The sequence below is a fragment of the Stenotrophomonas rhizophila genome, assembly GCF_000661955.1.
GTDB classification, from domain to species: domain Bacteria; phylum Pseudomonadota; class Gammaproteobacteria; order Xanthomonadales; family Xanthomonadaceae; genus Stenotrophomonas; species Stenotrophomonas rhizophila.
On record NZ_CP007597.1, the window covers coordinates 2,641,786 to 2,663,634 of the forward strand.

Consider the following 21,849-nt stretch of genomic DNA (forward strand, 5'->3'; position numbering starts at 1 on the left):
TGGTCGGCTGTGCCCCGGGCGATGCGCCACCGCGCCAACGGCAGCCGACCAACGGTCGGCTCTACCGGGGGTTGCCGCCGCGTACCGCCCGGGGATTGCCGCCCGGGGATTGCCGCCCGGGGATTGCCGCCCGGGGATTGCCGCCCGGGGATTGCCGCCGCGGTAGGTGCCGACCGTTGGTCGGCACAGGGCCCAGCCCGCATGGGCTTCCGGGCGATGTGCCGACCCAGGGTCGGCACGGGCGGTCAGACGGCCGCTTCAGCCGCTTCCAGCGTGTTCTGCATCAACGTGGCCACGGTCATCGGCCCTACCCCGCCCGGCACCGGGGTGATCCAGCTGGCGCGCTGGGCGGCGGCCTCGAAGCCGACGTCGCCGACCAGGCGGCCGTCATCCAGGCGATTGATGCCCACGTCGATCACCACGGCGCCCGGCTTCACCCATTCACCCGGCACGATGCCCGGGCGGCCCACCGCCACCACGAGGATGTCGGCGTCGCGCACGCTGCGCTCCAGCACGTCGCGCGGGGTGAACTTGTGGCAGCTGGTCACGGTGCAGCCGGCAATCAGCAGCTCCAGGCCCATCGGGCGCCCCACGTGGTTGCTCACCCCCACGATGGTGGCGTTGCGTCCGCGCACCGGCTGGTCGGTGTGGCCCAACAGGGTGACGATGCCGCGCGGGGTGCAGGGGCGCAGGCCGAACTCGCGCAGGGCCAGATGGCCCACGTTCTCGGGGTGGAAACCGTCCACGTCCTTGCGCGGGTCGATGCGGTGGATCAGGCGGCTGGCGTCGGGAATGCCCGGCAGCGGCAGCTGCACCAGGATGCCGTGGATCTTGGGGTCGTTGTTGAGCTGGTCGATGAGCTCAAGCAGCTGCGCTTCGTTGGTGCCGGCCGGCAGGTCGTAATCGAAGGCCTCGATGCCCACCTTCTCGGCGGCGCGGCGCTTGTTGCGCACATACACGGTCGAGGCCGGATCGCCTCCCACCAGCACCACGGCCAGGCCCGGGCGGCTGCCACCGGCGGCCAGGCGGGCATCCACCCGGACCTTCAGGCTGTCCAGCAGGTCTTCAGCGATGCGGCGCCCATCCAGAATGCGGGCGGGAACGGCGGGTGCGGGGGTCGGTGAGCTCATCGAGGGCGGCAGGCGGGGGCGGCGGGGACGCCATTGTCCCCGATTAGGCCCGCCCCGCCCACCGGCGCGTCATTCTTCTTCCGGTACTTCGTCGGCGTTGAGCGTGCGTGCCTTGCGCTTGGGCGCGGTGAACGGCGTGGGCGTGGGCACGCCCGGCAGCGCCGTGCCGAACACCATGTGCGCCCCGGCGCGCATGCTGCCACCGGCCATTTCAAGCTCGAAACGCTCGGCGTCGCGCTCGCGGATCTGCTCGGCGATCTCGCGCGCATCGTCCTGGTCGGCGCCCAGTTCCATCAGGGCGACCTGACCGAACTGCAACGCCGATTCGAAGGTCTCGCGGATCTGGTAGTCCACACCGGCATGGATCAGCCGCAGCGAATGCTCGCGGTCGAACGAGCGCACCAGCAGCTTGGCCTGCGGGAACTGATGGGTGACCAGTTCCACGATGCGGTCGGCGTCCTGGGCGTTGTTGACGCACACCGCGATGGCGCGCGCAGAGCCCGCACCGGAGGCGTGCAGCACGTCCAGGCGGGTGCCGTCGCCGTAGTAGATCTTGAACCCGAAGCGCTCGGCGTTGTGGATCATGTCCACGTCGTTGTCGATGATGGTCACGTCCACATCGCGCGCCAGCAGCGACTGGCTGGCCACCTGACCGAAACGACCGAAGCCGATCATCAACACGCTGCCGGACAGGCCGTCGGCTTCTTCAACGCCATCCAGCGACACTTCGCGGTCGGGCATCAGCTTGTCGTGCAGCAGCACGAACAGCGGCGTGAGCGCCATCGACAGCACCACGATTGCGGTCAGGTTGGCGTTGACCTCCACCCCGATCACGCCGGCCGCTGCGGCCGCGGAAAACAGCACGAACGCGAACTCGCCGCCCTGCGCCATCACGACGCCGCGGTCGAGCGCCTGGCGGTGGTCGCTGCCCATGATGCGCGCCACGATGTAGATGCACACGCCCTTGGCCAGCATCAGCGCGAACACGCCCGACACAATCAGCGGCCAGTTGTTGGCCACCACGGTGAGATCCAGCGCCATGCCCACGCTGAGGAAGAACAGCCCCAGCAGGATGCCGCGGAACGGCTCGATATCCGCTTCGATCTGGTGGCGGAACGTGGATTCGCTGAGCAGCACGCCGGCCAGGAACGCACCCATCGCCATCGACAGCCCGCCCAGCTGCATCAGCAGCGCCGCGCCCAGCACCACCAACAACGCGGCGGCGGTCATCACTTCGCGCGCCTTGGCCGCGGCCAGGATGCGGAACAGCGGATTGAGCAGGAACCGGCCCACCAGCACCAGGCCGACGATGGCACCGGCACCGATGCCCACGCTGACCCAGCGCGAACTGTCGCCGGCGTCGGCCTGCACGGGGGCCATGAAGGCCACCACGGCCAGCAGCGGCACGATCAGCAGATCTTCAAACAGCAGGATCGAGACGATCTTCTGCCCGGACGGCAAGGCAATGTCGCCGCGCTCGGCCAGCAGCTGCATCACCACCGCGGTGGAGGTCAGCACGAAGCCGAAGGCGCCGATGAAGGCCACGTTGACCGGGAACCCGAACAGCATGCACACGCCGGTGAGCACCGCGCCGCAGACCACGATCTGCAGCGTGCCGAGCCCGAAGATTTCGTTGCGCAGGCCCCACAGGTGCGAGGGCCGCATTTCCAGCCCGATCACGAACAGGAACATCACCACGCCGAGTTCGGCGGTGTGCAGGATCGCCTGCGGGTCGGAGAACCAGCCGAAGCCGAACGGGCCGATGGCCAGGCCGGCAGCGAAATAGCCCAGCACCGAGCCCAGCCCCAGCCGTCGGAACAGCGGCACCATCACCACCGCCGCGCCCAGCAGCGCCACGACTTTCACCAGCTCACTGGCACCTGCTTCGACCGCCATGCGGTTGTTTCCCCGGACTACTTTAGATGGCTCAACGATAGGGCAAAGCGCCGGGCGGCAATAGCATCCATGTTGCGCATGATCGTGCCGAAAACAGAACGATGAGCCGGGTGGCGGCGAGGATCGTCCTGAAATCACGTAGAGCCGGGCTCTGCCCGGCTCGCCGGCAACGTGTGAAATGCAGCCGGGCAGAGCCCGGCGCTACGCGGTCGCCGAAATCAGGCAGCGCCCGGCGTTACGGTCCGCTGCAGAACGCGGCGTAATCGATGTACCCGGGAAACGCCTTCCCTGGCGCGCACAGCGGACAGTCCGGATCGGGGCGCAGCCGGGTCTCACGAAAACGCATGCCCAGTGCATCGAAACTCAGCAGCCGCCCAACCAGCGACTCGCCCATGCCGAGCAGCAGCTTGAGCACTTCGGTGGCCTGGAGCAACCCGACCATTCCCGGCAACACGCCCAGCACGCCGGCTTCAGAACAGTTGGGCGCGAACTCCGGCGGCGGCGGCTCCGGGAACAGACAGCGGTAGCACGGCGCCTGGCCACGCTGGCGGCCGGCGTCAAACACGCTGACCTGGCCGGTAAAGCGCTCGACCGCGCCGTACACCAGCGGAATGCGGTGCTGGAGGCAGGCATCGTTGAGCAGGTAGCGCAGCGGGAAGTTGTCCGAGCCGTCCAGCACCACGTCCACCCCGTCCAACAGTGCATCGACATTGTCGGCACTGACGCGCACCTGCACGGCGTCCACATCCAGGTGCGGATTGAGCGCCAACAGGCGTTCGCGCGCCGACAGCACCTTGGGCATGCCGACGCTGGCGTCGGTGTGCAGGATCTGGCGATGCAGGTTGCTGCGCTCGACCACATCGTCATCGGCGATGCGCAGGTGCCCTACCCCGGCCGCTGCCAGATAGAAGGCGGCCGGCGCACCCAGCCCACCGGCACCGAGCACCAGCACACGCGAGGTCAGCAGTGTCTGCTGGCCTGCCACGCCCACCTGGGGCAGCAGCAGGTGGCGCGCGTAGCGCTCGTTGAAGTCGCGCTCGTCGTCGGTCTGCAGCGGCTGCACCAAGGGCAGGCCGTCGGCCCGCCAGGCGTTGGTGCCGCCGTCCACGGATGCCAACTGCGTATAGCCCAGGTCGGCCAGGGCGACTGCGGCATCCAGCGAGCGCCTGCCGCTCTGGCAGATCAACACCACCTCGCGATCGGTGGCGGGCAGATGCGTAGGCGGCGATGCCAGTAGCTCGCCCTTGGCGACGCCGAGCGCGCCCTCGGCCATGCCGGCGGCACGTTCGTGCGCTTCGCGCACGTCAATGAGCAACGCGCCACGGGCGACGCGTTCGCGTGCCTGGGCGGGGGTGAGTTCGGGGATGGTGCGCATGGCCGGGATTATCGCGCACCGGGGCGCGCGCGGCGGGTTTGCCGCGGTTGCCGGCCAGCGGCCGGCACTACCTTCGCGTGTGCCCAGCAGCCGGCAGCGCCGCAATGAAAAGAGCCGGCTTTCGCCGGCTCTTCGTTGGGTCACTTGCCCTTGACGTGCTTGATCAGGCGCCGTTTGCGCTTGACCTGACGTTCGGTGAGCACGTTCTTCTTGCCTTCGTAGGGGTTCACACCCTCGCGGAAGATGAACTGCACCGGGGTACCGACCAGTTTGAAACGCTTCCGGAAGAAGTTCTCCAGGTAGCGCTTGTACGACTCCGGCAGGTCCTTCAGGCGCGTGCCGTGCACGATGAAGGTCGGCGGGTTGGAGCCGCCCGGATGCACGTAACGCAGCTTGGACACGTGACCACGGATCGCCGGCGGCGGGTTGGTCTCGTAGGCCACTTCCAGCGCCTTGTTGACTTCGCTGGTGCTGAATTCATGCGTCGCCGAGGCATGCGCGGCGTGGATGCAGCGGAACAGCTCGCGCAGGCCCGAGCCATGCTTGGCCGAGATGCGCACCACTTCGGCCCACGGCACGAAGCCGAGCTTGCGCGACACCAGGGCTTCGGCCTGCTCGCGCTGGTAGTCGGTGAGGCCATCCCACTTGTTGATCGCCACGACCAACGCACGGCCGGCATCGAGCACCGCACCCAGCACGCTGGCGTCCTGGTCGGTCACGCCTTCGGACGCGTCCAGCATCAGCACGGCCACCTGGCACTGCTCGATCGCCTGCAGCGTCTTGATCACGCTGAACTTCTCGACCACTTCCTCCACGCGCGCTTTGCGACGCAGGCCGGCGGTGTCGATCAGGCGGTACTCGCGACCGTCGCGCTCCATGTCCACCGCGATCGAGTCGCGGGTGGTACCGGGCACTTCGGAGGCGATCATGCGCTCTTCGCCCAGCAGGCGATTGACCAGCGTCGACTTGCCCACGTTGGGGCGGCCAACGAAGGCAATGCGGATGCGGTTCGGATCGGTGTCGAGGGTCTCGGTGGTGCCCTCTTCAGGCAGCCGCTCCACGACTTCGTCCAACAGATCGTCCAGACCCTGGCGGTGCGCGGCCGACACGGTCAGCATTTCGCCGAACCCGTAACGGGCAAACTCCGAACGCACCGTGTCTTCGTTCATGCCGTCGATCTTGTTGATCAACAGCAACGTCGGACGCGCCAGCTTGCGCAGCCAGGACAGGATCTCGTCGTCCATCGGGCCCTCACGGGCATCGACGACGAACAGGATCAGATCCGCCTCGGCGGCGGCAGCGCGGGCCTGGCGGGCAGTAGCACCGGCCAGACCTTCTTCTTCACCGGCGATACCGCCGGTATCGACCACCAGGAACGGGTGGTCTTCGTTAAGACGACAAACACCGTAATTACGGTCCCGGGTCACGCCGGGCTGGTCATGGACCAGCGCGTCGCGCGTACGGGTAAACGCATTGAACAGCGTGGACTTGCCGACATTCGGCCGTCCAACCAGGGCGACCAAGGGCAGCATCGCGGTAACTCCTTATTGTGCCAACCGGAATGCGGTCAGCTTTCCATCAACGTTCTGCACCAGCAGAATCCCATCAGCGGTTACCGGCTGCGCCAGGAGCGCGTCACCGCCACTCTTGGCGCGAGCGGCAAGCTCGCCATTATCTGTCCGCAACCAGTGCAGGTAGCCCTTGTAGTCGCCTACAACGACATAGTCGCCCTGCACCGCCGGTCCGGTCAGCGAACGGCGCGCCAAGGCGGTCTGCGACCACATCGCGCTGCCACTGCTCTTGTCCAGGCCGAACACGCCACCCTTGTTGTCGGTGACAAACACATTGCCCGAGGTCAGGGCCACGCCACCGGCGCCGCCATGATCACGCGACCACAGCGGACGGCCCGTCGGGCCTTCGATCGCCATGGTCTGGTTCTTGAAGCTGCCCACGAACAGCGTATTGCCTTCCAGCACCGGGGCGCCGTCCACGTCGGACATACGCTCCAGTTCGGTACGGCCTTCGCCGTTGGCGACCATCTGGTCCCACACGGTGCGGCCGTCGGTCATCGCCAGGGCCGACACGCTGCCATCATCGTTGCCGACGAACAGCACGCCCGGGCCAGCCACCACGGCGGCATTGCCGCGCACGGTCAGCGCCGGCAGCTCACGCGGGTTGAACCAGCGCTGGGTGCCGTTCTCGGCATCCAAGGCGGTCACGCGACCGTCGTTGCTGCGCACGAACACCATGCCCTGGGCGATTGCCGGGGCGGCGATCACTTCGCCAGGCACCTTGGCGCGCCACTTCTCGGCGCCGTCTTCGGCACCCAGCGCGATGACCTGGCCGTCCAGCGTCCCGATCACCACCAGGCCGCCACCCACGCCGGGGCCACCGGAGAGGCGCAGCTTGGGCTTCTTCTTTTCCTTGGCCGGCTCCCAGGTCCAGACCTTCTTGCCGGTCTGCAGGTCGATGGCATGCACGCCGCCGTAAATGGCGGCCGCATACACGCGGCCGTCGGCCACGGTCGGGCCCTGGCGGACGCCGATGCGCTTCTCGCCCTTGCCGACGTTCACGCTCCAGAGCCGGTCGACCTTGGCGGTCGGCTCGAACTTCACCAGTTCAGCCGGCTCCAATGCCTTCTTGGCCGCTGCATCCTTGCCGGCGAACCACCCCTTGACGGTAGTGCAACCGGACAACGCCACGCCCAGCAGAACCAGGGTGGCAACGCGCTTGATCATGACCATATGCTTCATTACACCGACTCCGCAGCATCGGTGACGGTGCCACCGGCATCCATCACTTTGGTTTCAAGCAGGCGCCGCTGCGGCGCTGCCACGTCCAGCGTCTTGAGCGCCTTCTCATACTGTTGCCGGGCGGCATCACGCTTGCCCTGCGCCATCAGTGCATCGCCATGGATTTCCAGGCTGGCACTGTCGCTGGCGGTGCCAAGCGCCTTGATCGCATCATCGGTCTTGCCGGTGGCCAGCAACAGGCGCGCGATGCGCTGCTCGATGACCGGCTGGAATTCCGGGTCAGCCTTGATCGCGCGCAGCGTTGCCAGCGCGTCTTCGTTCTTGCCTGCCTCGACCTGGGCCTTGGCCAGCTGCAACGCCGCCAGGTCCGAGTAAATGTTGGCCTTGCCGTCGTCGAGCGCTTTCACGCCCTTGGCCGCCTGGGCCAGATCCTTGTCCTGCAGGTGCTTGAGCACTGCCTGGTACTGGACGTTGGCGCCGGCCAGCTGGTTGCTGTGGTCCTTCTGCCACCACTGCCAACCGGCGATGCCGCCGATTGCGATCGCCACGCCGGCGAGGATGCTGACACCATTCTTCCGCAGCCAGCCGCGGACGCGTTCACTTTGTTCGTGCTCGTCGAGCAGGTCGTCGATCGCCATGCGTACTCTCGCCCCGCCCGTAAGGAGGAGCTGTTTGAATTGGATTGGGAAACGCGACTCAGTGCGGAACTGGGGCCACGGAGCCGTCAGAGGATACCGTAAAGCGTGCCACGTTGGCTCGCTGGTACGGCGAAAGATCGACGATAGTGCCGGCCTGCTGAACCTCGACCGCCGACGCATTGCCCAGCACCATGCGGCCTACCTGGCCCGGCGTGAAGCTGCGCGCTTCGCCGGATTTGATCAGCGCCTTTTCCACGGTGCTGCCGTCGGGGGCGGCGATATCGACCCAGCTGTCGCCTTTGAACTGCAGGTTGAGAGCGCCGGTCGGCACCGCCGCGGTGGCCGCCGGGCGCGGCACCGGGGTCAGCGACGCCAGGTAAGGCGCCGAAGGGGTGCCGGTGGTGGCACTGGTGGGTGCCGGCGCCGCCGGGGTCGCCTCGGCAGGAACGGCACCGCCGCCCACCGGAACGGCCGCCGGGATCACATCCAGCGACGCGGTATTGGGGGTGTTGGCGCTGCCGTCGAAGTGGCCCCGGGTGGCAAACCAGACCGGGACGGCCAGCACGGCGGTGATGCCCACATAGAGCACGCGGCGGCCGAGGCTCTCGGCAATGCGCCTGGCCCGCGGGGTATGGGTGTGGCTGACCAGCTGCGGCGGCACCACCGGCCCGATCCGGGCCTGTTCCAGCACCTCGCCCAGATCGATCTTCAGCAGGCGCGCATAGCTGCGCAACTGGCCGCGCACGAACACCGGGGCGCCCAGGCGGTCCCACTGCTCGGCTTCCAGCGACTTCACCACCTGCACCGGCATGTGCAACTGCTGCCCTACCGCTTCAAGCGTCAGCCCTGCCGCTTCGCGCGCCTGGCGGAGACGGACCCCACAGCCGGCAGCGGCATCAAAAGCGTTCACAGTCTGGTCATCAATCACAATGCTTCAACCCCGGGAATTAGGAGCCGCATCCTGCGGAAATTCGTCGCGAATTCGCTGCAGATAGCGACCGGATGCAACCGTGTCACCCAACTGCGCCTCGATTTCAGAGGCAAGTTGTAACACGGAACGTGTGGCCGGTGCAGCCGCAAGACGACGTTGGGAGAAGGCGCGCGCCTCGAAATAGCGGCCTTGGGCGTACTCGCTGCGCGCCATCGACTCCAGTGCATAGGCGTTGCCCGGCTCAACCTGCAGGGCGGCACGCAGGTCGCGGGCGGCCCGTTCGGACTGGCCCGCCTCCAGCGCACAGCCACCGGCATTGGCCAGCGCCGAGGCCGGTGTGGCATAGCCCGGCGCAGCAAGCGCGCGGTCAAACCAGACCAGCGACTCGGCGGCGCGGCCATGTGTACATAGCCAGGCGCCATAATTGTTGAGCACATCGCCGCGTTCGGGCGCCAGTTCGGCCGCCTTGCGGTAGAGCCCGCCCGCAGCGACGTCTTCGCCGCGCCGGGCCGCCAGGGTGGCCAGCATCAGATAGGCCTCTGGCCGGTCGCCGTCCAGTTTGAGCGCCGAACGGGCGTTTTTCTCCGCCGCCGCCAGCGAGCCGGACTGATAGGCCCGGTCGGCCAGCGTCATCTGGTCCTGGTAATTGAACCGGCGACGCGTGGCCGCGTTGTCGCGGACCTCGTACGTGGGGGCCACCCCCAGCGCGGAGGCGGGGGGCTTCATGCCTTGTTTGCCGCAGCCGACCAATGCCAGCGCGATGAAAACAACGGCTGGCAATCGGAAATCAGGCAGCGGCATCCCGGCTTTTCCCATCCTGGAGTGTCTTGTTGAACTCGGCCTGGCGACGCGTGCGGTCCATCACCTGGCCCTTGAGCTGGCCACAGGCAGCGTCGATGTCGTCGCCGCGGGTGCGTCGGACCATCGTCAGGACCTGCGAATCCAGCAGGATCTTCTGGAAAGCACGGATCTCGGTGTCACCGGAGCGCTCGTAGCGGGTGCCCGGGAACGGATTGAAGGGAATCAGGTTGACCTTGCCCGCGTGCGACGTCTGCACGGCGTTGTCGAACTGGCGCATCAGCCGCGCCAGCTGGCGGGCGTGTTCGGGCTGGTCGTTGATGCCCTTCATCAGGGTGTATTCGAAGGTGACCGATTCGCGGCGCTTGTTGGCGCGCAGGTAGCGTGCGCACGAGGCCATCAGCTCGACGATCGGGTACTTCTTGTTGAGCGGCACCAGGGTTTCACGCAGCGCATCGTTGGGCGCATGCAGCGACACCGCCAGCGACACGTCGCTCTCGGCGGACAACCGGTCGATCTGCGGCACCAGGCCGGAGGTGGACAGGGTCACGCGCTTGTTGGCCAGGCCGTAGCCCAGATCGTCGCGCATCACGCTCATGGCGCGCACGACGTTGTCGAAATTCATCAACGGCTCGCCCATGCCCATCATCACCACGTTGGTGAGACGACGCTGCTTGTGCGGGATGTTGCCCAGATGCCGCGCCGCCACCCACACCTGGCCGATGATCTCGGCGGTGGACAGGTTGCGGTTGAAGCCCTGGGTGGCGGTCGAACAGAACGTGCAGTTCAGCGCACAGCCGACCTGCGAGGACACGCACAGCGTGCCGCGGTTCTTGTCCGGGATGTAGACCGCCTCGATGGCGTTCTTGCCATCGTTGCCCATCGCCAGCAGCCACTTGTGGGTGCCGTCGTTGGAGGGTTTGTCGAACACGATGTTCGGGACCAGGACCTCGGCGTGCTGCTTGAGCTTGGCGCGCAGCGCCTTGCCCAGGTCGGTCATCTCGTCGAAATCGGTGACGTAGTGATGGTGGATCCACTTCATCACCTGGTGGGCACGGTAGCGCGCTTCGCCGAGTGTCTCGGCGAAGAAGCGCTCCAGACCCTCGCGATCGAGGTCGAGCAGGTTCTGCTTGGCCACAGCCACGCTCGGGATGAGCACGGATGGGATGGCGGTTGGCTGTACGACCTCGTTCACGGCATCACTCTCAGCGCGAGACGACTTCGGTCGCGGCGAAGAAGTAGGCGATTTCGATCGCGGCATTCTCAACCGAGTCCGAGCCGTGGGCGGCATTGGCATCGATGGATTCAGCGAAGTCGGCGCGGATGGTGCCCGCAGCGGCTTCCTTCGGATTGGTGGCGCCCAGCAGGTCGCGGTGGGCCAGGACGGCGTTGTCGCCTTCCAGGGCCTGGATCATCACCGGGCCGGAGATCATGAACTCGACCAGCGCGTTGAAGAACGGACGCTCGCGGTGCACGGCGTAGAAGCCTTCGGCTTCACGGCGCGACAGCTGCTTGTACTTGGCGGCGACGACCTTCAGGCCGGCCTTTTCGAAGCGGGCGTAGATTTCACCGATGACGTTCTTGGCGACGGCGTCCGGCTTGATGATGGAAAGGGTGCGCTCCAGCGCCATGGGAATTCTCCGTTGGGCGGGCCACTGATCGGCCCGAGAGTAACATGAAAAAAACCCGCGTCGAAACGCGGGCTTAGCCTGATATACGTGAGGCAATTCTAACGTGTAACCCGCCCCCGCGGTAGTGCCGGCCGCTGGCCGGCAACCCCATGAACCCCAGGCGACGCGCGCCCGTTCAGCTGTACGGGGTTGCCGGCCAGCGGCCGGCACTACCCGGGGGCAGATGAACGAACCCCTCCTTCCATTGTGCGCCGCACAATGCACCCGCGCAGCCCCGGGTCTAATATCAAACAATCGTTTGATTGAACCCTGCCCGACCCATGGCCAAGCCCGCACATTTCTCCACCAAGGACCGCATTCTCGGCGCTGCCGAGGAGCTGTTCGCGCAGCATGGCTTCGCCGGGACCTCGCTTCGCCAGGTCACCAGCCAGGCCGATGTGAACATCGCGGCGGTCAACTACCACTTCGGCTCCAAGGAAAACCTGGTCAATGAGGTGTTCCGCCGGCGCATGGACGAGATGACCACCGCCCGCCTGGCCCAGCTGGACAGCGCCCGCCGCGAGCACCCCGGCCAGCTGCGCCCGGTGCTGGCCGCCTTTGTCGAGCCGGCGCTGGCGATGGCCCAGGACCGCCAGACCGGGGGCGCCTTCGTCCGTGTGATCGCCCGCGCCTACGCGGAAAAGAACGACAACCTGCGCAAGTTCCTGTCCGACCACTACGGCCACGTGCTGCGCGACTTCGGCAAGGCCATCGCGGCCTGCGTGCCGGAGTTGAGCAAGGAAGAGCTGTATTGGCGGCTGGACTTCCTGGCCGGCTCGCTGACCTATGCGATGGCCGACTTCGGCCTGATCAAGCGACCCGCCGGTGTCACCGAAGCGGCGCATCGTGCCCATGCCGCCCGCGAATTGATCCACTTCGCCGAAGCCGGTTTCCGCGCCAGCGCGGTCACCGACGCTCCGTCGACCTCCGTTTCCACCCCGTAGAGCCGGGCTCTGCCCACTGAACCCTCCGTAGAGCCGGGCCCTGCCCGGCTGCCAGACCAACAAAGGCTTATCGACATGTCCAATTCCCTGCTAGTCCGCCGCGCCGCCGTGTTGGGTGCCGGCGTCATGGGTGCCCAGATTGCGGCCCACCTGACCAACGCCGGCGTCGACACCGTGCTGTTCGATCTTCCCGCCAAGGAAGGTCCGGCCGATGGCATCGTGCTCAAGGCAATCGCCAACCTGGGCAAGCTCAGCCCTGCCCCGCTGGCCAGCAAGTCCTACGCCGAGGCGATCACCCCGGCCAACTACGAGACCGGCCTGGAGCAGCTCAAGGACTGCGACCTGATCATCGAAGCCATCGCCGAACGGATGGACTGGAAGCAGGACCTGTACAAGAAGATCGCCCCGTTCGTGGCCGACCACGCCGTGCTGGCCTCCAACACCTCGGGCCTGGGCATCAACAAGCTCGCCGACGTGCTGCCCGAGCAGCTGCGCCACCGTTTCTGCGGCGTGCATTTCTTCAACCCGCCGCGCTACATGCACCTGGCCGAGCTGATCCCGGCCAGCACCACCGACGCGGCCGTGCTGGAAGGCCTGGAAGCGTTCCTGGTCACCACGCTGGGCAAGGGCGTGGTGTACGCCAAGGACACCCCGAACTTCATCGGCAACCGCATCGGCGTGTTCTCGATCCTGTCCACCATCCACCACACCCAGGAATTCGGCCTGGGCTTCGACGAAGTGGACGGCCTGACCGGCCCGCTGGTCGGCCGCCCGAAGTCGGCCACCTACCGCACCTCCGACGTGGTCGGCCTGGACACCATGGCGCACGTGATCAAGACCATGGGCGACACCCTGCCCAACGATCCGTGGCATGAGTTCTTCAAGTCGCCGAAGTGGCTGGACGCGCTGATTGCCAAGGGCGCACTCGGCCAGAAGACCGGTGCCGGCATCTTCCGCAAGGTCGGCAAGGACATCGTGGTGCTGGACCTGGAGAAGCAGGACTACCGCCCTGCCGACCGCACCGCCGCACCGGAAGTGGTCGAGATCCTGAAGATCAAGAACCCGGCCGAAAAGTTCGCCAAGCTGCGCGAAAGCCAGCACCCGCAGGCGCAGTTCCTGTGGGCGACGTTCCGTGACCTGTTCCACTACAGCGCCTACCACCTGGCCGACATCGCCGAAACCGCGCGCGACGTCGACCTGGCGATCCGTTGGGGCTACGGCTGGTCGCTGGGCCCGTTCGAAACCTGGCAGGCCGCCGGCTGGAAGCAGGTGGCGCAGTGGATCGCCGATGACATCGTGGCCGGCAAGAGCATGAGCAACGCTCCGCTGCCCGATTGGGTGTTCGATGGCCGCGACGGCGTGCATGCCGCCGAAGGCAGCTACAGCCCGACCCGCAACGCCAAGCTGCCGCGTTCGGCGCTGCCGGTGTACCAGCGCCAGCGCTTCCCGGATCCGCTGCTGGGCGAGAAGTTCGCTCCGGGCGAAACCGTGTTCGAGAACGACGGCGTGCGCATGTGGCACGACGGCGACGGTATCGCAGTGGTCAGCTTCAAGACCAAGATGAACACCGTCTCCGACCACGTGCTCAACGGCCTGCAGGAAGCGATCAAGCGCGCCGAGCAGGACTACAAGGGCCTGGTGATCTGGCAGCAGAAGGAGCCCTTCTCCGCCGGTGCCGATCTGGCCGGCGCGCTCGGTCTGCTGCAGGCCGGCAAGGTCGACCAGTTCGAAGAGATGGTGCACAACTTCCAGCGCACCAGCCAGGCGATCAAGTATTCGCTGGTGCCGGTGGTGACCGCGGTACGCGGCCTGGCCCTGGGCGGCGGCTGCGAGTTCCAGATGCACAGCGCCAAGAGCGTGGCCGCGCTGGAAAGCTACATCGGCCTGGTCGAGGCCGGCGTTGGCCTGCTGCCGGCCGGTGGCGGCCTGAAGGAACTGGCCGTGCGCGCCTCGCAGGCTGCAGGCCCGGGCGGTGATGTGTTCGCCGAACTGAAGAAGACCTTCGAAACCGTGGCCATGGCCAAGGTCTCCAACTCGGCGGTCAACGCCAAGGAACTGGGCCTGATGCGCGCCACCGACAAGGTGGTGTTCAACAGCTTCGAAGCGCTGCATATCGCCAAGGCCGAAGTGCTGGCGCTGGCCGAAGGCGGCTACCGTCCGCCGATGCCGGCCCGCCGCATCCAGGTGGCCGGCGACGTGGGCATCGCCACCTTCAAGATGATGCTGGTCAACATGCTGGAAGGCCGTTTCATCAGCCCGTACGACTACGAAATCGCCGTGCGCATCGCCACCGTGCTGTGCGGTGGCGAAGTGGACCGCGGCACGCTGGTCGACGAAGAGTGGCTGCTGACCCTGGAGCGCAAGCACTTCGTTGAACTGGCCCAGCAGGAAAAGACCCAAGCCCGCATCGCGCACATGCTCAAGACCGGCAAGCCGCTGCGCAATTGATGGCGCGCCGGGCGCGACGGCCCCCGTCCGCGCCCGGTAGGTGCCGACCGTTGGTCGGCACACCTGTCCGCTTCTGGTAGGTGCCGACCGTTGGTCGGCACTCCGGCTAAAAATCTAGAGAGATCACTGCAATGACCAAGCAAATCCAGGACGCCTACATCGTCGCCGCCACCCGCACCCCGGTGGGCAAGGCGCCCAAGGGCGTGTTCCGCAACACCCGTCCCGACGACATGCTGGCCCACGTGCTCCGCTCCGTGGTCGCACAGGCGCCGGGCATCGACCTCAACCGCATCGATGACGCCATCATCGGCTGCGCGATGCCGGAAGCCGAGCAGGGCATGAACGTGGCCCGCATCGGCGTGCTGCTGGCCGGCCTGCCCGACACCATCGCCGCGCAGACGGTGAACCGCTTCTGCTCCTCGGGCCTGCAGGCCGTGGCCATGGCCGCCGACCAGATCCGTCTGGGTAATTCGGACCTGATGCTGGCCGGCGGCACCGAGTCGATGTCGATGGTGCCGATGATGGGCAACAAGATCGCCATGGCACCGAGCGTGTTCGACAACGACCACGTCGCCATCGCCTACGGCATGGGCATCACCGCCGAGAAGGTCGCCGAAGAGTGGAAGGTCTCGCGCGAGGAGCAGGACGCCTTCGCACTGGCCTCGCACCAGAAGGCCATCGCCGCGATCCAGAACGGCGACTTCAAGGACGAGATCAGCCCCTACGACGTGCGCACCCGCCAGCCGGACCTGGCCGACGGCCGCCGCATCATCACCCGCGACACGGTCGTCGATACCGACGAAGGCCCGCGCCTGGATTCGTCCGCTGAAGGCCTGGCCAAGCTGCGCCCGGTGTTCCGCAACGGCCAGTTCGGCGGCACCGTCACGGCGGGCAACTCCTCGCAGATGAGCGATGGCGCCGGTGCGGTGCTGCTGGCCTCCGAGCAGGCGATCAAGGATTACGGCCTGACCCCGCTGGCGCGCTTCGTCAGCTTCTCGGTCGCCGGTGTGCGTCCGGAAGTGATGGGCATCGGCCCGATCGCCGCGATCCCCAAGGCGCTCAAGCAGGCCGGCCTGACCCAGGACCAGCTGGACTGGATCGAGCTCAACGAAGCCTTTGCCGCGCAGTCGCTGGCGGTGATCCGCGATTGCGGCCTGGACCCGTCCAAGGTCAACCCGCTGGGCGGCGCCATCGCCCTGGGCCACCCGCTGGGCGCGACCGGCGCGATCCGCACCGCCACCCTGCTGCACGGCCTGCGCCGTCGCCAGCAGAAGTACGGCATGGTGACCATGTGCATCGGCACCGGCATGGGCGCGGCGGGTATCTTCGAGTCGCTGTGATGTAGCGGGCGGTGCCGGCTCCAGGGCCGGCACCCTGCCCTGCTGGACGGCATCGACGGTTGGTTGATGCGGGAACACCAACGAAATGCAAAAAGGGCAGCCGCGAGGCTGCCCTTTTTTTGCTGGCGCGTGTACCGACCAACGGTCGGTACCTACCGGGGGCCGCGTGCCGACCGACGGTCGGTACTTACCCGGGTGATCGCGCCCGCGATCAACCCTCGGCCAGCGCCTTCTTCATGATCTCGCGCGCCGGGCCGGCCAGCTTGTCGTTGTTCAACGCAAAGCGGATGGTGGCTTCAACCAGACCCAGGTGCGTGCCGCAATCGAAGCGCGTTCCTTCGAAACGGTACGCGTCCACGGGCTCACTCTTGAGCAGCTCGGCGATGGCGTCGGTGAGCTGGATTTCACCGCCGGCACCGGTGCCGGTGGCTTCCAGCAGCTCGAAGATCTTCGGGCTCAGCACATACCGGCCGACCACAGCCAGGTCGCTGGGCGCGTCTTCCGGCTTGGGCTTCTCGACGATCGCGCTGATATGGCCCTGGCGGCCATCGAACGCGTCGGTGGCGACGATGCCGTAGCTGCCGGTCTTTTCATGCGGCACGTCTTCCACCGCGATGATGCTCGCACCGCTGGCCTGGTTCGCATCGGCCATCTGCTTGAGCGCACCATCGCCACGGTTCCAGATCAGGTCGTCGGGCAGCAGCACCGCGAACGGTTCGTCACCGACGATCGCCTTGGCACACAGCACCGCGTGGCCCAGGCCCAGCGCTTCGGCCTGGGTGACGAAGATCGCACGCACGCCGTTGGGCAATACGTGGCGCACCAGCTCCAGCTGTTCCAGCTTGCCGGCACGCTCGAGCTTCTGCTCCAGCTCGTAGGCCTTGTCGAAGTAATCGGCCACCGCATGCTTGTAGCGGTTGGTGATGAAGATCAAGGTGTCACAGCCGGCTTCGATCGCCTCGTCGACGGCATACTGGATCAGCGGCCGATCGATGATCGGGAGCATCTCCTTGGGTACCGTCTTGGTCGCGGGAAGGAACCGGGTACCCAGTCCTGCCACGGGGAAAACCGCCTTGCGAATACGCTTGTTCGTCACAGCCTGTTGGCCTCTCGTGCCGGGAAAGGAAGTACTTTAGCCGACGCGACGTGATCGTCCTGTTGCAGGGGCGAGAACTCCGGCATGGTCGCGAACAGGATGCTGTTGATGGCATCGGTGTCGTAGGTGGCGATGGCGTCGCGCAGGCGCGGTATGTTGCCCAGCACCTGATCGCGCGCGAACGTGCGCACGCCAGCCTCGAGAATCTTGGGATGCGCGGTCGGCCGGTAGTCCTCGTCGGAATAGAACAAGGTCTCGTGCAGCTTTTCGCCCGGGCGCAGCCCGGTGTAGATGATGGCGATGTCCTTGTACGGCTGCTTGCCCGCCAGACGGATCATCTGCTCGGCCAGCACCCGAATCGGCACCGGCTCGCCCATGTCCAGCGTGTAGATCGCGCCATGCGATGCCGACGCGGCCGCCTGCAGGATCAGCTGGCACGCCTCGGGAATGGTCATGAAGTAACGGGTGACTTCCGGGTCGGTCACGGTGACCGGCCCGCCCTTCATGATCTGGTCGCGGAACAGCGGCACCACGCTGCCGGCCGAGGCCAGCACGTTGCCGAAGCGCACCGTGACAAACCGCGTGTGGCTGGTTTTCTGGTCCAGGCTCTGGCAGATCATCTCCGCGTAGCGCTTGCTGGCGCCCAACGCGTTGACCGGATCGACCGCCTTGTCGGTGGAGATGAACACGAAATGCTCGATGCGCGCTTCCACGCAGGCACGCGCCACCGTTTCGGTCGACAGGATGTTGTTGCGCACGGCTTCGCGAAGCTGGCGCTCCAGCACCGGCACCTGCTTGTAGGCCGCCGCATGGAATACCGCATCCACGCTTGCCAGCGACAGCGCATGCCGGATCACCGACGGATCGCCGCAGTCGCCCAGCACGGCCTGTACATCCAGGTCCGGGAAGCTGCGCGTCAGCTCGGCCTCGATCGTGAGCAGCAACAGCTCGCTCATCTCAAGCAGGATGATGCGGCCGGCACCGTGGCGCGCGCACTGGCGGCACAGCTCCGAACCGATCGAGCCGCCTGCCCCGGTCACCAGCACCGTGCGCCCGCCCAGCCAGCCGCGGATCAGCGACCAGTCCGGCAGGATCGGCTTGCGCCCGAGCAGGTCCTCGATCGCGACCTCTTTCAGTTCACCGGGCAGCGAATGCCCGAGCAGCACATCGTTGAGCTTGGGCACCATGCGGAAAGGCACGCCGGTGGCTTCGCACAAGGCGACCACCCGCTGCATGCCGACCGCATCCAACGACGGAATGGCGATCACCAGCAGCTTGGCTGCGGTCTCGCGCACCACCGACGGGGCATCGTCGAGCGTGCCCAGGATGGGCAGGCCCTGCAGCTTGGCGCCCTGCAGGTGCGGCGCATCGTCGAGCAGGCCCACCGGGTGGAAGTCGCCCGAGCGGCGCAGGTCACGGACCAGGGCTTCGGCCGCCTGGCCGGCACCCAGGATCAGTACGCGGCGGGCGCTGGCATCCGATTGCAGCGCCTGATAGTCCTTCCACGCGCGGTACAGCAGGCGCGGCGCGCCGAGCAGGGCCGACAGCGCGAACGGATAGATCACCAGCACCGACATCGGCACGCCGGCGAAGCGCTTGTAGGCCAGGGCCACGACAATGGCCAACAGGCCGATGAAGCTGGCCTTGAAGATGTTGAGCAGGTCGGCCACGCTGGCAAAGCGCCACAGGCCGCGGTACAGGCCCACCCGCCAGAACACCACGGCCTGGATCGCCAGCACCAGTGAGGTGTCGATGTTCCAGAGTGGGAGGGAGGGGGCGTCGGCCAGCATCGAATAGCGGCCGGCATGCAACAGCTGCCAGCATGCCCAGACCATGAAGAGGTCGTGGGCCACGATCGCGGCGCGCGGGAGCAAACTGGTAAGACGGTCCTGCCAAGGCGTCATAAAACAAACAATCCTTCTAGTTGCGCATTCCATTGCGCAGGAGTAGCCACAAGCCGGTCGCGAACATCATCCACGCACCCGCTACGGCAGCCTCCCACCTCGGCTGCAGATCACTGCAAGCATTAAACACTGTAATACTGAACAGGCCAAAAACAAAATACAACCCGGTCACCAAGGTGTGACTTGCACCCCTTTTGACCGCGCGCTGGTAAAGGTGTTGGGTGTGGGCTTCCATCCACCGTTGCCCGGACAGCATGCGCGAAAGCAGTGTGAAGCCTGCGTCCACGAGGAAGGCCGAAAGGGGCACCAGCAACAGCAGCCAGTTGATCTCGGTGACCACGCTGGCCAGGCACACCAGGGCCGCGATCGCATAGCCCAGCGCGCCGCTGCCGACGTCCCCCATGAAGATGCGTGCCCGCGGGAAATTGAAGGGCAGGAAGCCCAGGCAGGCCAACGCCAGCACCACGCCGGCCAGCGCGAACGGGAGCGGCATCACCATCGCGAAGGCCAGCCCGGCCAGAATCGCCTGGGTGGTGGCGAGGCCGTTGATGCCATCCATGAAGTTCCAGATGTTGATCAGCGAGGTGGTGAAGAGGGCCGCCAGCACGGCGTGCACCAGGCTGCCACTGGCCTGCCAGACCAGGCCGCCGAGCAGCGCGGCCGCCACCATGTGCACCAGCAGCCGGCGGATGGCCGGCAGCGGGCGGTGGTCGTCCCACCAGCCAATGCCGGCCACCAGCGCCAGCCCCAGGCTGAACACCCCCAGCGTTATGCGCGCGGCCGGCCACGCCACGGCGGCCGCGACGGCAGCCAGCAGCAGGGTCAGCACGATGGCGATCCCACCCCCGCGCGGGGTCGCCACGCCATGGCTGCGGCGTTCGCCGGGCTGGTCCATCAGGTTGCGGCGCAGCGCGTAGTGGCGCGCGCCCCAGGTGAGCGCCGCCGCGATCGCCAGCACCGCTGACAGACCGATCATCCAGGCCACGGGCATGGCTTAGAGCACCGCGTAATTCAGCAGCGGCTTGACCGTTCCCCACTCCTTGCAGCTGGGGCATTGCCAATGGTGGGTACGGGCGCCGAAGCCGCAGCGGGTGCAACGGTAAGCCGGGTTGCGCACCAGCAGCTGGTCGGTGATGTGCTTGAGGTCGTGCAGGGTGGCCGTGGAGTCGGCACCCTCGGCCAGGGTCAGGTCGATCAGCGCCGACTCGCCGCGCACCGAGGGGCGATCCTTGAGCTGGCGGCCAAGGTAGGCACGCGCCGGGGCCACGCCCTCCTGCTCTTCCATCAACTGGGTCAACGCCAGCACCGGGGCGATGCCCCGATAGTGCTCGGTCATCTCCGACAGGAACGCACGTGCACCGCCGAGGTCGCCGACCTTGCGGTAGTTCTGCATGAGCGGCTGCAGCACTTCGGGCAGGTACTCGGGATCATTGCGTGCGGCACGCTCGAACGCGCGCACGGCCGCTTCGGCATTGCCGGCATCGGTTTCCAGACGCCCTTCAATGATGCCGGCGCGGACCGACATGGCATCGGCCTGGTAGGCGCGCGCGATGGCCGCCCTCGCCTCTTCGATCTTCCCGGCGCCCCGGAACCGCTCGGCCAGCTCGCATTCGAACTGCCCGATCAGCTTGCCCATCGGCTCGCCGGTGACCTCTTCGAAGCGACTGGCGTTGTCGATCGCCTTTTCCCAGTCGCGCTCGGCCTGGTAGATGCCGATCAGGTGCTTGAGCGCCTGCGGCGCCCGCTGGTCGAGCTGGGCCAGTTCGGTGAACACGGTTTCGGCGCGGTCCAGCAGGCCGGACTTCATGTAGTCCTCGCCCAGCGCCAGCAGCGCCTGGACGCGCTGTGCATCGGTCAGGTCGGCACGGTTGACCAGGCCCTGGTGCAGGCGGATGGCGCGGTCCACTTCACCGCGGCGGCGGAACAGATGGCCCAGGGCGACCTGGGTCTCAAAGGTTTCCTTGTCCAGCTCGGCGATATGCAGGAACAGCTCGATGGCCTTGTCCGGCTGCTCGTTGAGCAGGTAGTTCAAGCCACGGAAATAGGTACTGGACAGGCGGCTGACCTGGTTGTCGCCATGGCGTTGACCGCCGCGACGCCCGATCACCCAGCCGGACAACGCGGCCAGCGGAAGGAACAGGAAGAACCAGAACCACTCGGAGACAAATTCCATCGGGGCTCAGCGTCCGTCGAAAGTAGAAGAAGGGGTGGAAGCAGGTGCCACGACCACGGTCGGGCTTGCCTTCTGCGCTTTGCGCAGCTTGGCGTACAGCGGGATCACCAGGCTGGCCAGCACGATGCCGCCGCCGATGAGCGCACCGGTCAACAGGGCGACAATGATCGCCAGGCCGGTGGTGGTGGTGATCTGGGTAAAGCCCAGACTCAGGACCATCTTGTCCGAGTTGAGCGCACCGATGATGAGCCCGGCGACGAGAACCGCCAGCAGGATAAGGAGACGTACGACTTTCATGGAGCAGCTCCAGTTCCGGGGGATTCAAGAGTAGCGGAATATAGAGCAGCGGGACAAAGGATCAGCGGACCGATGGTCCGTGCTACGCGGGGTCGCTTTCCAGCGGCACCACGGCGCTGACGCGCTCGCGCAGTTCTTTGCCTGGTTTGAAGTGCGGGACATGCTTGCCCGGCAACGCGACCGATTCCCCGGTTTTGGGGTTGCGCCCCAGCCTGGGTGGCCGGTAGTGCAACGAAAAACTGCCGAACCCGCGGATCTCGATGCGATCCCCGCCAGCCAGCGCCCCACCCATCATTTCCAGCAACGACTTCACTGCCAGATCGACATCGTCCGACTTCAAATGCGCCTGTCGGCGCGCCAGGATTTCGATCAGCTCGGATTTGGTCATTACGGGCTCTTCGGGGGGAACTCAGACCCTGAAACGGCCCGGACTGATGTCCGGGCCGTCCAGGAAAC

At 66.6% G+C, this 21,849-nt stretch carries 19 protein-coding genes; 3 read left to right on the top strand and 16 right to left on the bottom strand.

Translation table 11 applies throughout. The features are described 5' to 3' along the window. Window positions 1-245: 245 nt before the first annotated feature. The 10 genes from folD to ndk form a co-directional block, all read right to left on the bottom strand. Entirely contained in the window at window positions 246-1,130 is an 885-nt protein-coding gene (gene folD, locus DX03_RS11245; protein WP_038688770.1) for a bifunctional methylenetetrahydrofolate dehydrogenase/methenyltetrahydrofolate cyclohydrolase FolD, read from the bottom strand. A gap of 69 nt (window positions 1,131-1,199) precedes the next feature. Continuing rightward, window positions 1,200-3,026, bottom strand: coding sequence for a monovalent cation:proton antiporter-2 (CPA2) family protein (locus tag DX03_RS11250; RefSeq protein WP_038688772.1), 1,827 nt, complete (start codon window positions 3,024-3,026; stop codon window positions 1,200-1,202). Between the two features lie 235 nt (window positions 3,027-3,261). Further along, entirely contained in the window at window positions 3,262-4,401 is a 1,140-nt protein-coding gene (moeB, locus tag DX03_RS11255; protein ID WP_038688773.1) for a molybdopterin-synthase adenylyltransferase MoeB, read from the bottom strand. 140 nt (window positions 4,402-4,541) lie between these two features. Then, window positions 4,542-5,933 (bottom strand): ribosome biogenesis GTPase Der, encoded by a 1,392-nt coding sequence (gene der / locus DX03_RS11260; protein WP_038688776.1) that lies wholly within the window; start codon window positions 5,931-5,933, stop codon window positions 4,542-4,544. A gap of 12 nt (window positions 5,934-5,945) precedes the next feature. Beyond that, entirely contained in the window at window positions 5,946-7,154 is a 1,209-nt protein-coding gene (gene bamB, locus DX03_RS11265) for an outer membrane protein assembly factor BamB (RefSeq protein ID WP_038688778.1), read from the bottom strand. After that, on the bottom strand, window positions 7,154-7,792 hold the full coding sequence (locus tag DX03_RS11270) for a YfgM family protein (RefSeq protein ID WP_038688780.1): 639 nt from the start codon (window positions 7,790-7,792) through the stop codon (window positions 7,154-7,156). The genes bamB and DX03_RS11270 overlap by 1 nt, the downstream gene beginning before the upstream one ends. A gap of 58 nt (window positions 7,793-7,850) precedes the next feature. Then, window positions 7,851-8,720 (bottom strand): RodZ domain-containing protein, encoded by an 870-nt coding sequence (locus DX03_RS11275; RefSeq protein WP_038688782.1) that lies wholly within the window; start codon window positions 8,718-8,720, stop codon window positions 7,851-7,853. Window positions 8,721-8,726: 6 nt separating this feature from the next. Continuing rightward, window positions 8,727-9,524: a tetratricopeptide repeat protein gene (locus DX03_RS11280; protein ID WP_038688785.1), complete on the bottom strand. Its 798-nt coding sequence runs from the start codon at window positions 9,522-9,524 to the stop codon at window positions 8,727-8,729. Next, the gene (gene rlmN, locus DX03_RS11285; RefSeq protein ID WP_038688786.1) at window positions 9,511-10,716 is read right to left on the bottom strand and encodes a dual-specificity RNA methyltransferase RlmN; all 1,206 of its coding nucleotides are present in this window, start codon (window positions 10,714-10,716) and stop codon (window positions 9,511-9,513) included. Before rlmN ends, DX03_RS11280 begins: the two co-directional genes overlap by 14 nt. Window positions 10,717-10,726: 10 nt before the next feature. After that, window positions 10,727-11,152: a nucleoside-diphosphate kinase gene (gene ndk / locus DX03_RS11290; RefSeq protein WP_038688788.1), complete on the bottom strand. Its 426-nt coding sequence runs from the start codon at window positions 11,150-11,152 to the stop codon at window positions 10,727-10,729. Between the two features lie 320 nt (window positions 11,153-11,472). On the opposite strand from ndk, the gene DX03_RS11295 reads away from it, so the two are divergent. The 3 genes from DX03_RS11295 to DX03_RS11305 all read left to right on the top strand — a co-directional run bounded on the left by DX03_RS11295 (window position 11,473) and on the right by DX03_RS11305 (window position 15,923). Continuing rightward, window positions 11,473-12,135 carry a TetR/AcrR family transcriptional regulator gene (locus tag DX03_RS11295; RefSeq protein WP_038688790.1) on the top strand — a complete coding sequence of 221 codons (663 nt, stop codon included), beginning with the start codon at window positions 11,473-11,475 and terminating at the stop codon, window positions 12,133-12,135. 75 nt (window positions 12,136-12,210) lie between these two features. Beyond that, complete coding sequence (locus tag DX03_RS11300; protein ID WP_038688792.1) at window positions 12,211-14,583, top strand: 3-hydroxyacyl-CoA dehydrogenase/enoyl-CoA hydratase family protein; 2,373 nt, start codon at window positions 12,211-12,213, stop codon at window positions 14,581-14,583. Window positions 14,584-14,714: 131 nt separating this feature from the next. Beyond that, complete coding sequence (locus DX03_RS11305) at window positions 14,715-15,923, top strand: acetyl-CoA C-acyltransferase (protein WP_038688794.1); 1,209 nt, start codon at window positions 14,715-14,717, stop codon at window positions 15,921-15,923. Between the two features lie 211 nt (window positions 15,924-16,134). On the opposite strand, the gene galU is transcribed toward DX03_RS11305, so the two are convergent. The 6 genes from galU to DX03_RS11335 all read right to left on the bottom strand — a co-directional run bounded on the left by galU (window position 16,135) and on the right by DX03_RS11335 (window position 21,781). After that, window positions 16,135-17,019: a UTP--glucose-1-phosphate uridylyltransferase GalU gene (gene galU / locus DX03_RS11310; protein WP_081797227.1), complete on the bottom strand. Its 885-nt coding sequence runs from the start codon at window positions 17,017-17,019 to the stop codon at window positions 16,135-16,137. Further along, window positions 17,016-18,923: a polysaccharide biosynthesis protein gene (locus DX03_RS11315; protein WP_038688798.1), complete on the bottom strand. Its 1,908-nt coding sequence runs from the start codon at window positions 18,921-18,923 to the stop codon at window positions 17,016-17,018. The genes galU and DX03_RS11315 overlap by 4 nt, the downstream gene beginning before the upstream one ends. Window positions 18,924-18,939: 16 nt before the next feature. Continuing rightward, window positions 18,940-19,914 carry an MraY family glycosyltransferase gene (locus tag DX03_RS11320; RefSeq protein ID WP_038688800.1) on the bottom strand — a complete coding sequence of 325 codons (975 nt, stop codon included), beginning with the start codon at window positions 19,912-19,914 and terminating at the stop codon, window positions 18,940-18,942. Between the two features lie 3 nt (window positions 19,915-19,917). Continuing rightward, window positions 19,918-21,096, bottom strand: a complete 1,179-nt coding sequence (lapB, locus tag DX03_RS11325) for a lipopolysaccharide assembly protein LapB (protein ID WP_038688802.1) — start codon at window positions 21,094-21,096, stop codon at window positions 19,918-19,920. Window positions 21,097-21,102: 6 nt separating this feature from the next. Next, window positions 21,103-21,393 carry a LapA family protein gene (locus DX03_RS11330; RefSeq protein WP_038688804.1) on the bottom strand — a complete coding sequence of 97 codons (291 nt, stop codon included), beginning with the start codon at window positions 21,391-21,393 and terminating at the stop codon, window positions 21,103-21,105. Between the two features lie 82 nt (window positions 21,394-21,475). Then, complete coding sequence (locus tag DX03_RS11335; protein ID WP_017355596.1) at window positions 21,476-21,781, bottom strand: integration host factor subunit beta; 306 nt, start codon at window positions 21,779-21,781, stop codon at window positions 21,476-21,478. Window positions 21,782-21,849 lie beyond the last annotated feature (68 nt).

Excerpts from the sequence above, each read along its gene's own strand:
- DX03_RS11300 (WP_038688792.1), top strand. The coding sequence starts at position 12,211 with ATGTCCAATTCCCTGCTAGTCCGCCGCGCCGCCGTGTTGGGTGCCGGC.
- DX03_RS11315 (WP_038688798.1), bottom strand. The coding sequence starts at position 18,923 with ATGACGCCTTGGCAGGACCGTCTTACCAGTTTGCTCCCGCGCGCCGCG.
- lapB (WP_038688802.1), bottom strand. The coding sequence starts at position 21,096 with ATGGAATTTGTCTCCGAGTGGTTCTGGTTCTTCCTGTTCCTTCCGCTG.
- DX03_RS11320 (WP_038688800.1), bottom strand. The coding sequence starts at position 19,914 with ATGCCCGTGGCCTGGATGATCGGTCTGTCAGCGGTGCTGGCGATCGCG.
- moeB (WP_038688773.1), bottom strand. The coding sequence starts at position 4,401 with ATGCGCACCATCCCCGAACTCACCCCCGCCCAGGCACGCGAACGCGTC.
- der (WP_038688776.1), bottom strand. The coding sequence starts at position 5,933 with ATGCTGCCCTTGGTCGCCCTGGTTGGACGGCCGAATGTCGGCAAGTCC.
- bamB (WP_038688778.1), bottom strand. The coding sequence starts at position 7,154 with ATGAAGCATATGGTCATGATCAAGCGCGTTGCCACCCTGGTTCTGCTG.
- DX03_RS11295 (WP_038688790.1), top strand. The coding sequence starts at position 11,473 with ATGGCCAAGCCCGCACATTTCTCCACCAAGGACCGCATTCTCGGCGCT.
- folD (WP_038688770.1), bottom strand. The coding sequence starts at position 1,130 with ATGAGCTCACCGACCCCCGCACCCGCCGTTCCCGCCCGCATTCTGGAT.
- DX03_RS11330 (WP_038688804.1), bottom strand. The coding sequence starts at position 21,393 with ATGAAAGTCGTACGTCTCCTTATCCTGCTGGCGGTTCTCGTCGCCGGG.
- DX03_RS11305 (WP_038688794.1), top strand. The coding sequence starts at position 14,715 with ATGACCAAGCAAATCCAGGACGCCTACATCGTCGCCGCCACCCGCACC.
- ndk (WP_038688788.1), bottom strand. The coding sequence starts at position 11,152 with ATGGCGCTGGAGCGCACCCTTTCCATCATCAAGCCGGACGCCGTCGCC.
- DX03_RS11270 (WP_038688780.1), bottom strand. The coding sequence starts at position 7,792 with ATGGCGATCGACGACCTGCTCGACGAGCACGAACAAAGTGAACGCGTC.
- DX03_RS11250 (WP_038688772.1), bottom strand. The coding sequence starts at position 3,026 with ATGGCGGTCGAAGCAGGTGCCAGTGAGCTGGTGAAAGTCGTGGCGCTG.
- DX03_RS11280 (WP_038688785.1), bottom strand. The coding sequence starts at position 9,524 with ATGCCGCTGCCTGATTTCCGATTGCCAGCCGTTGTTTTCATCGCGCTG.
- DX03_RS11335 (WP_017355596.1), bottom strand. The coding sequence starts at position 21,781 with ATGACCAAATCCGAGCTGATCGAAATCCTGGCGCGCCGACAGGCGCAT.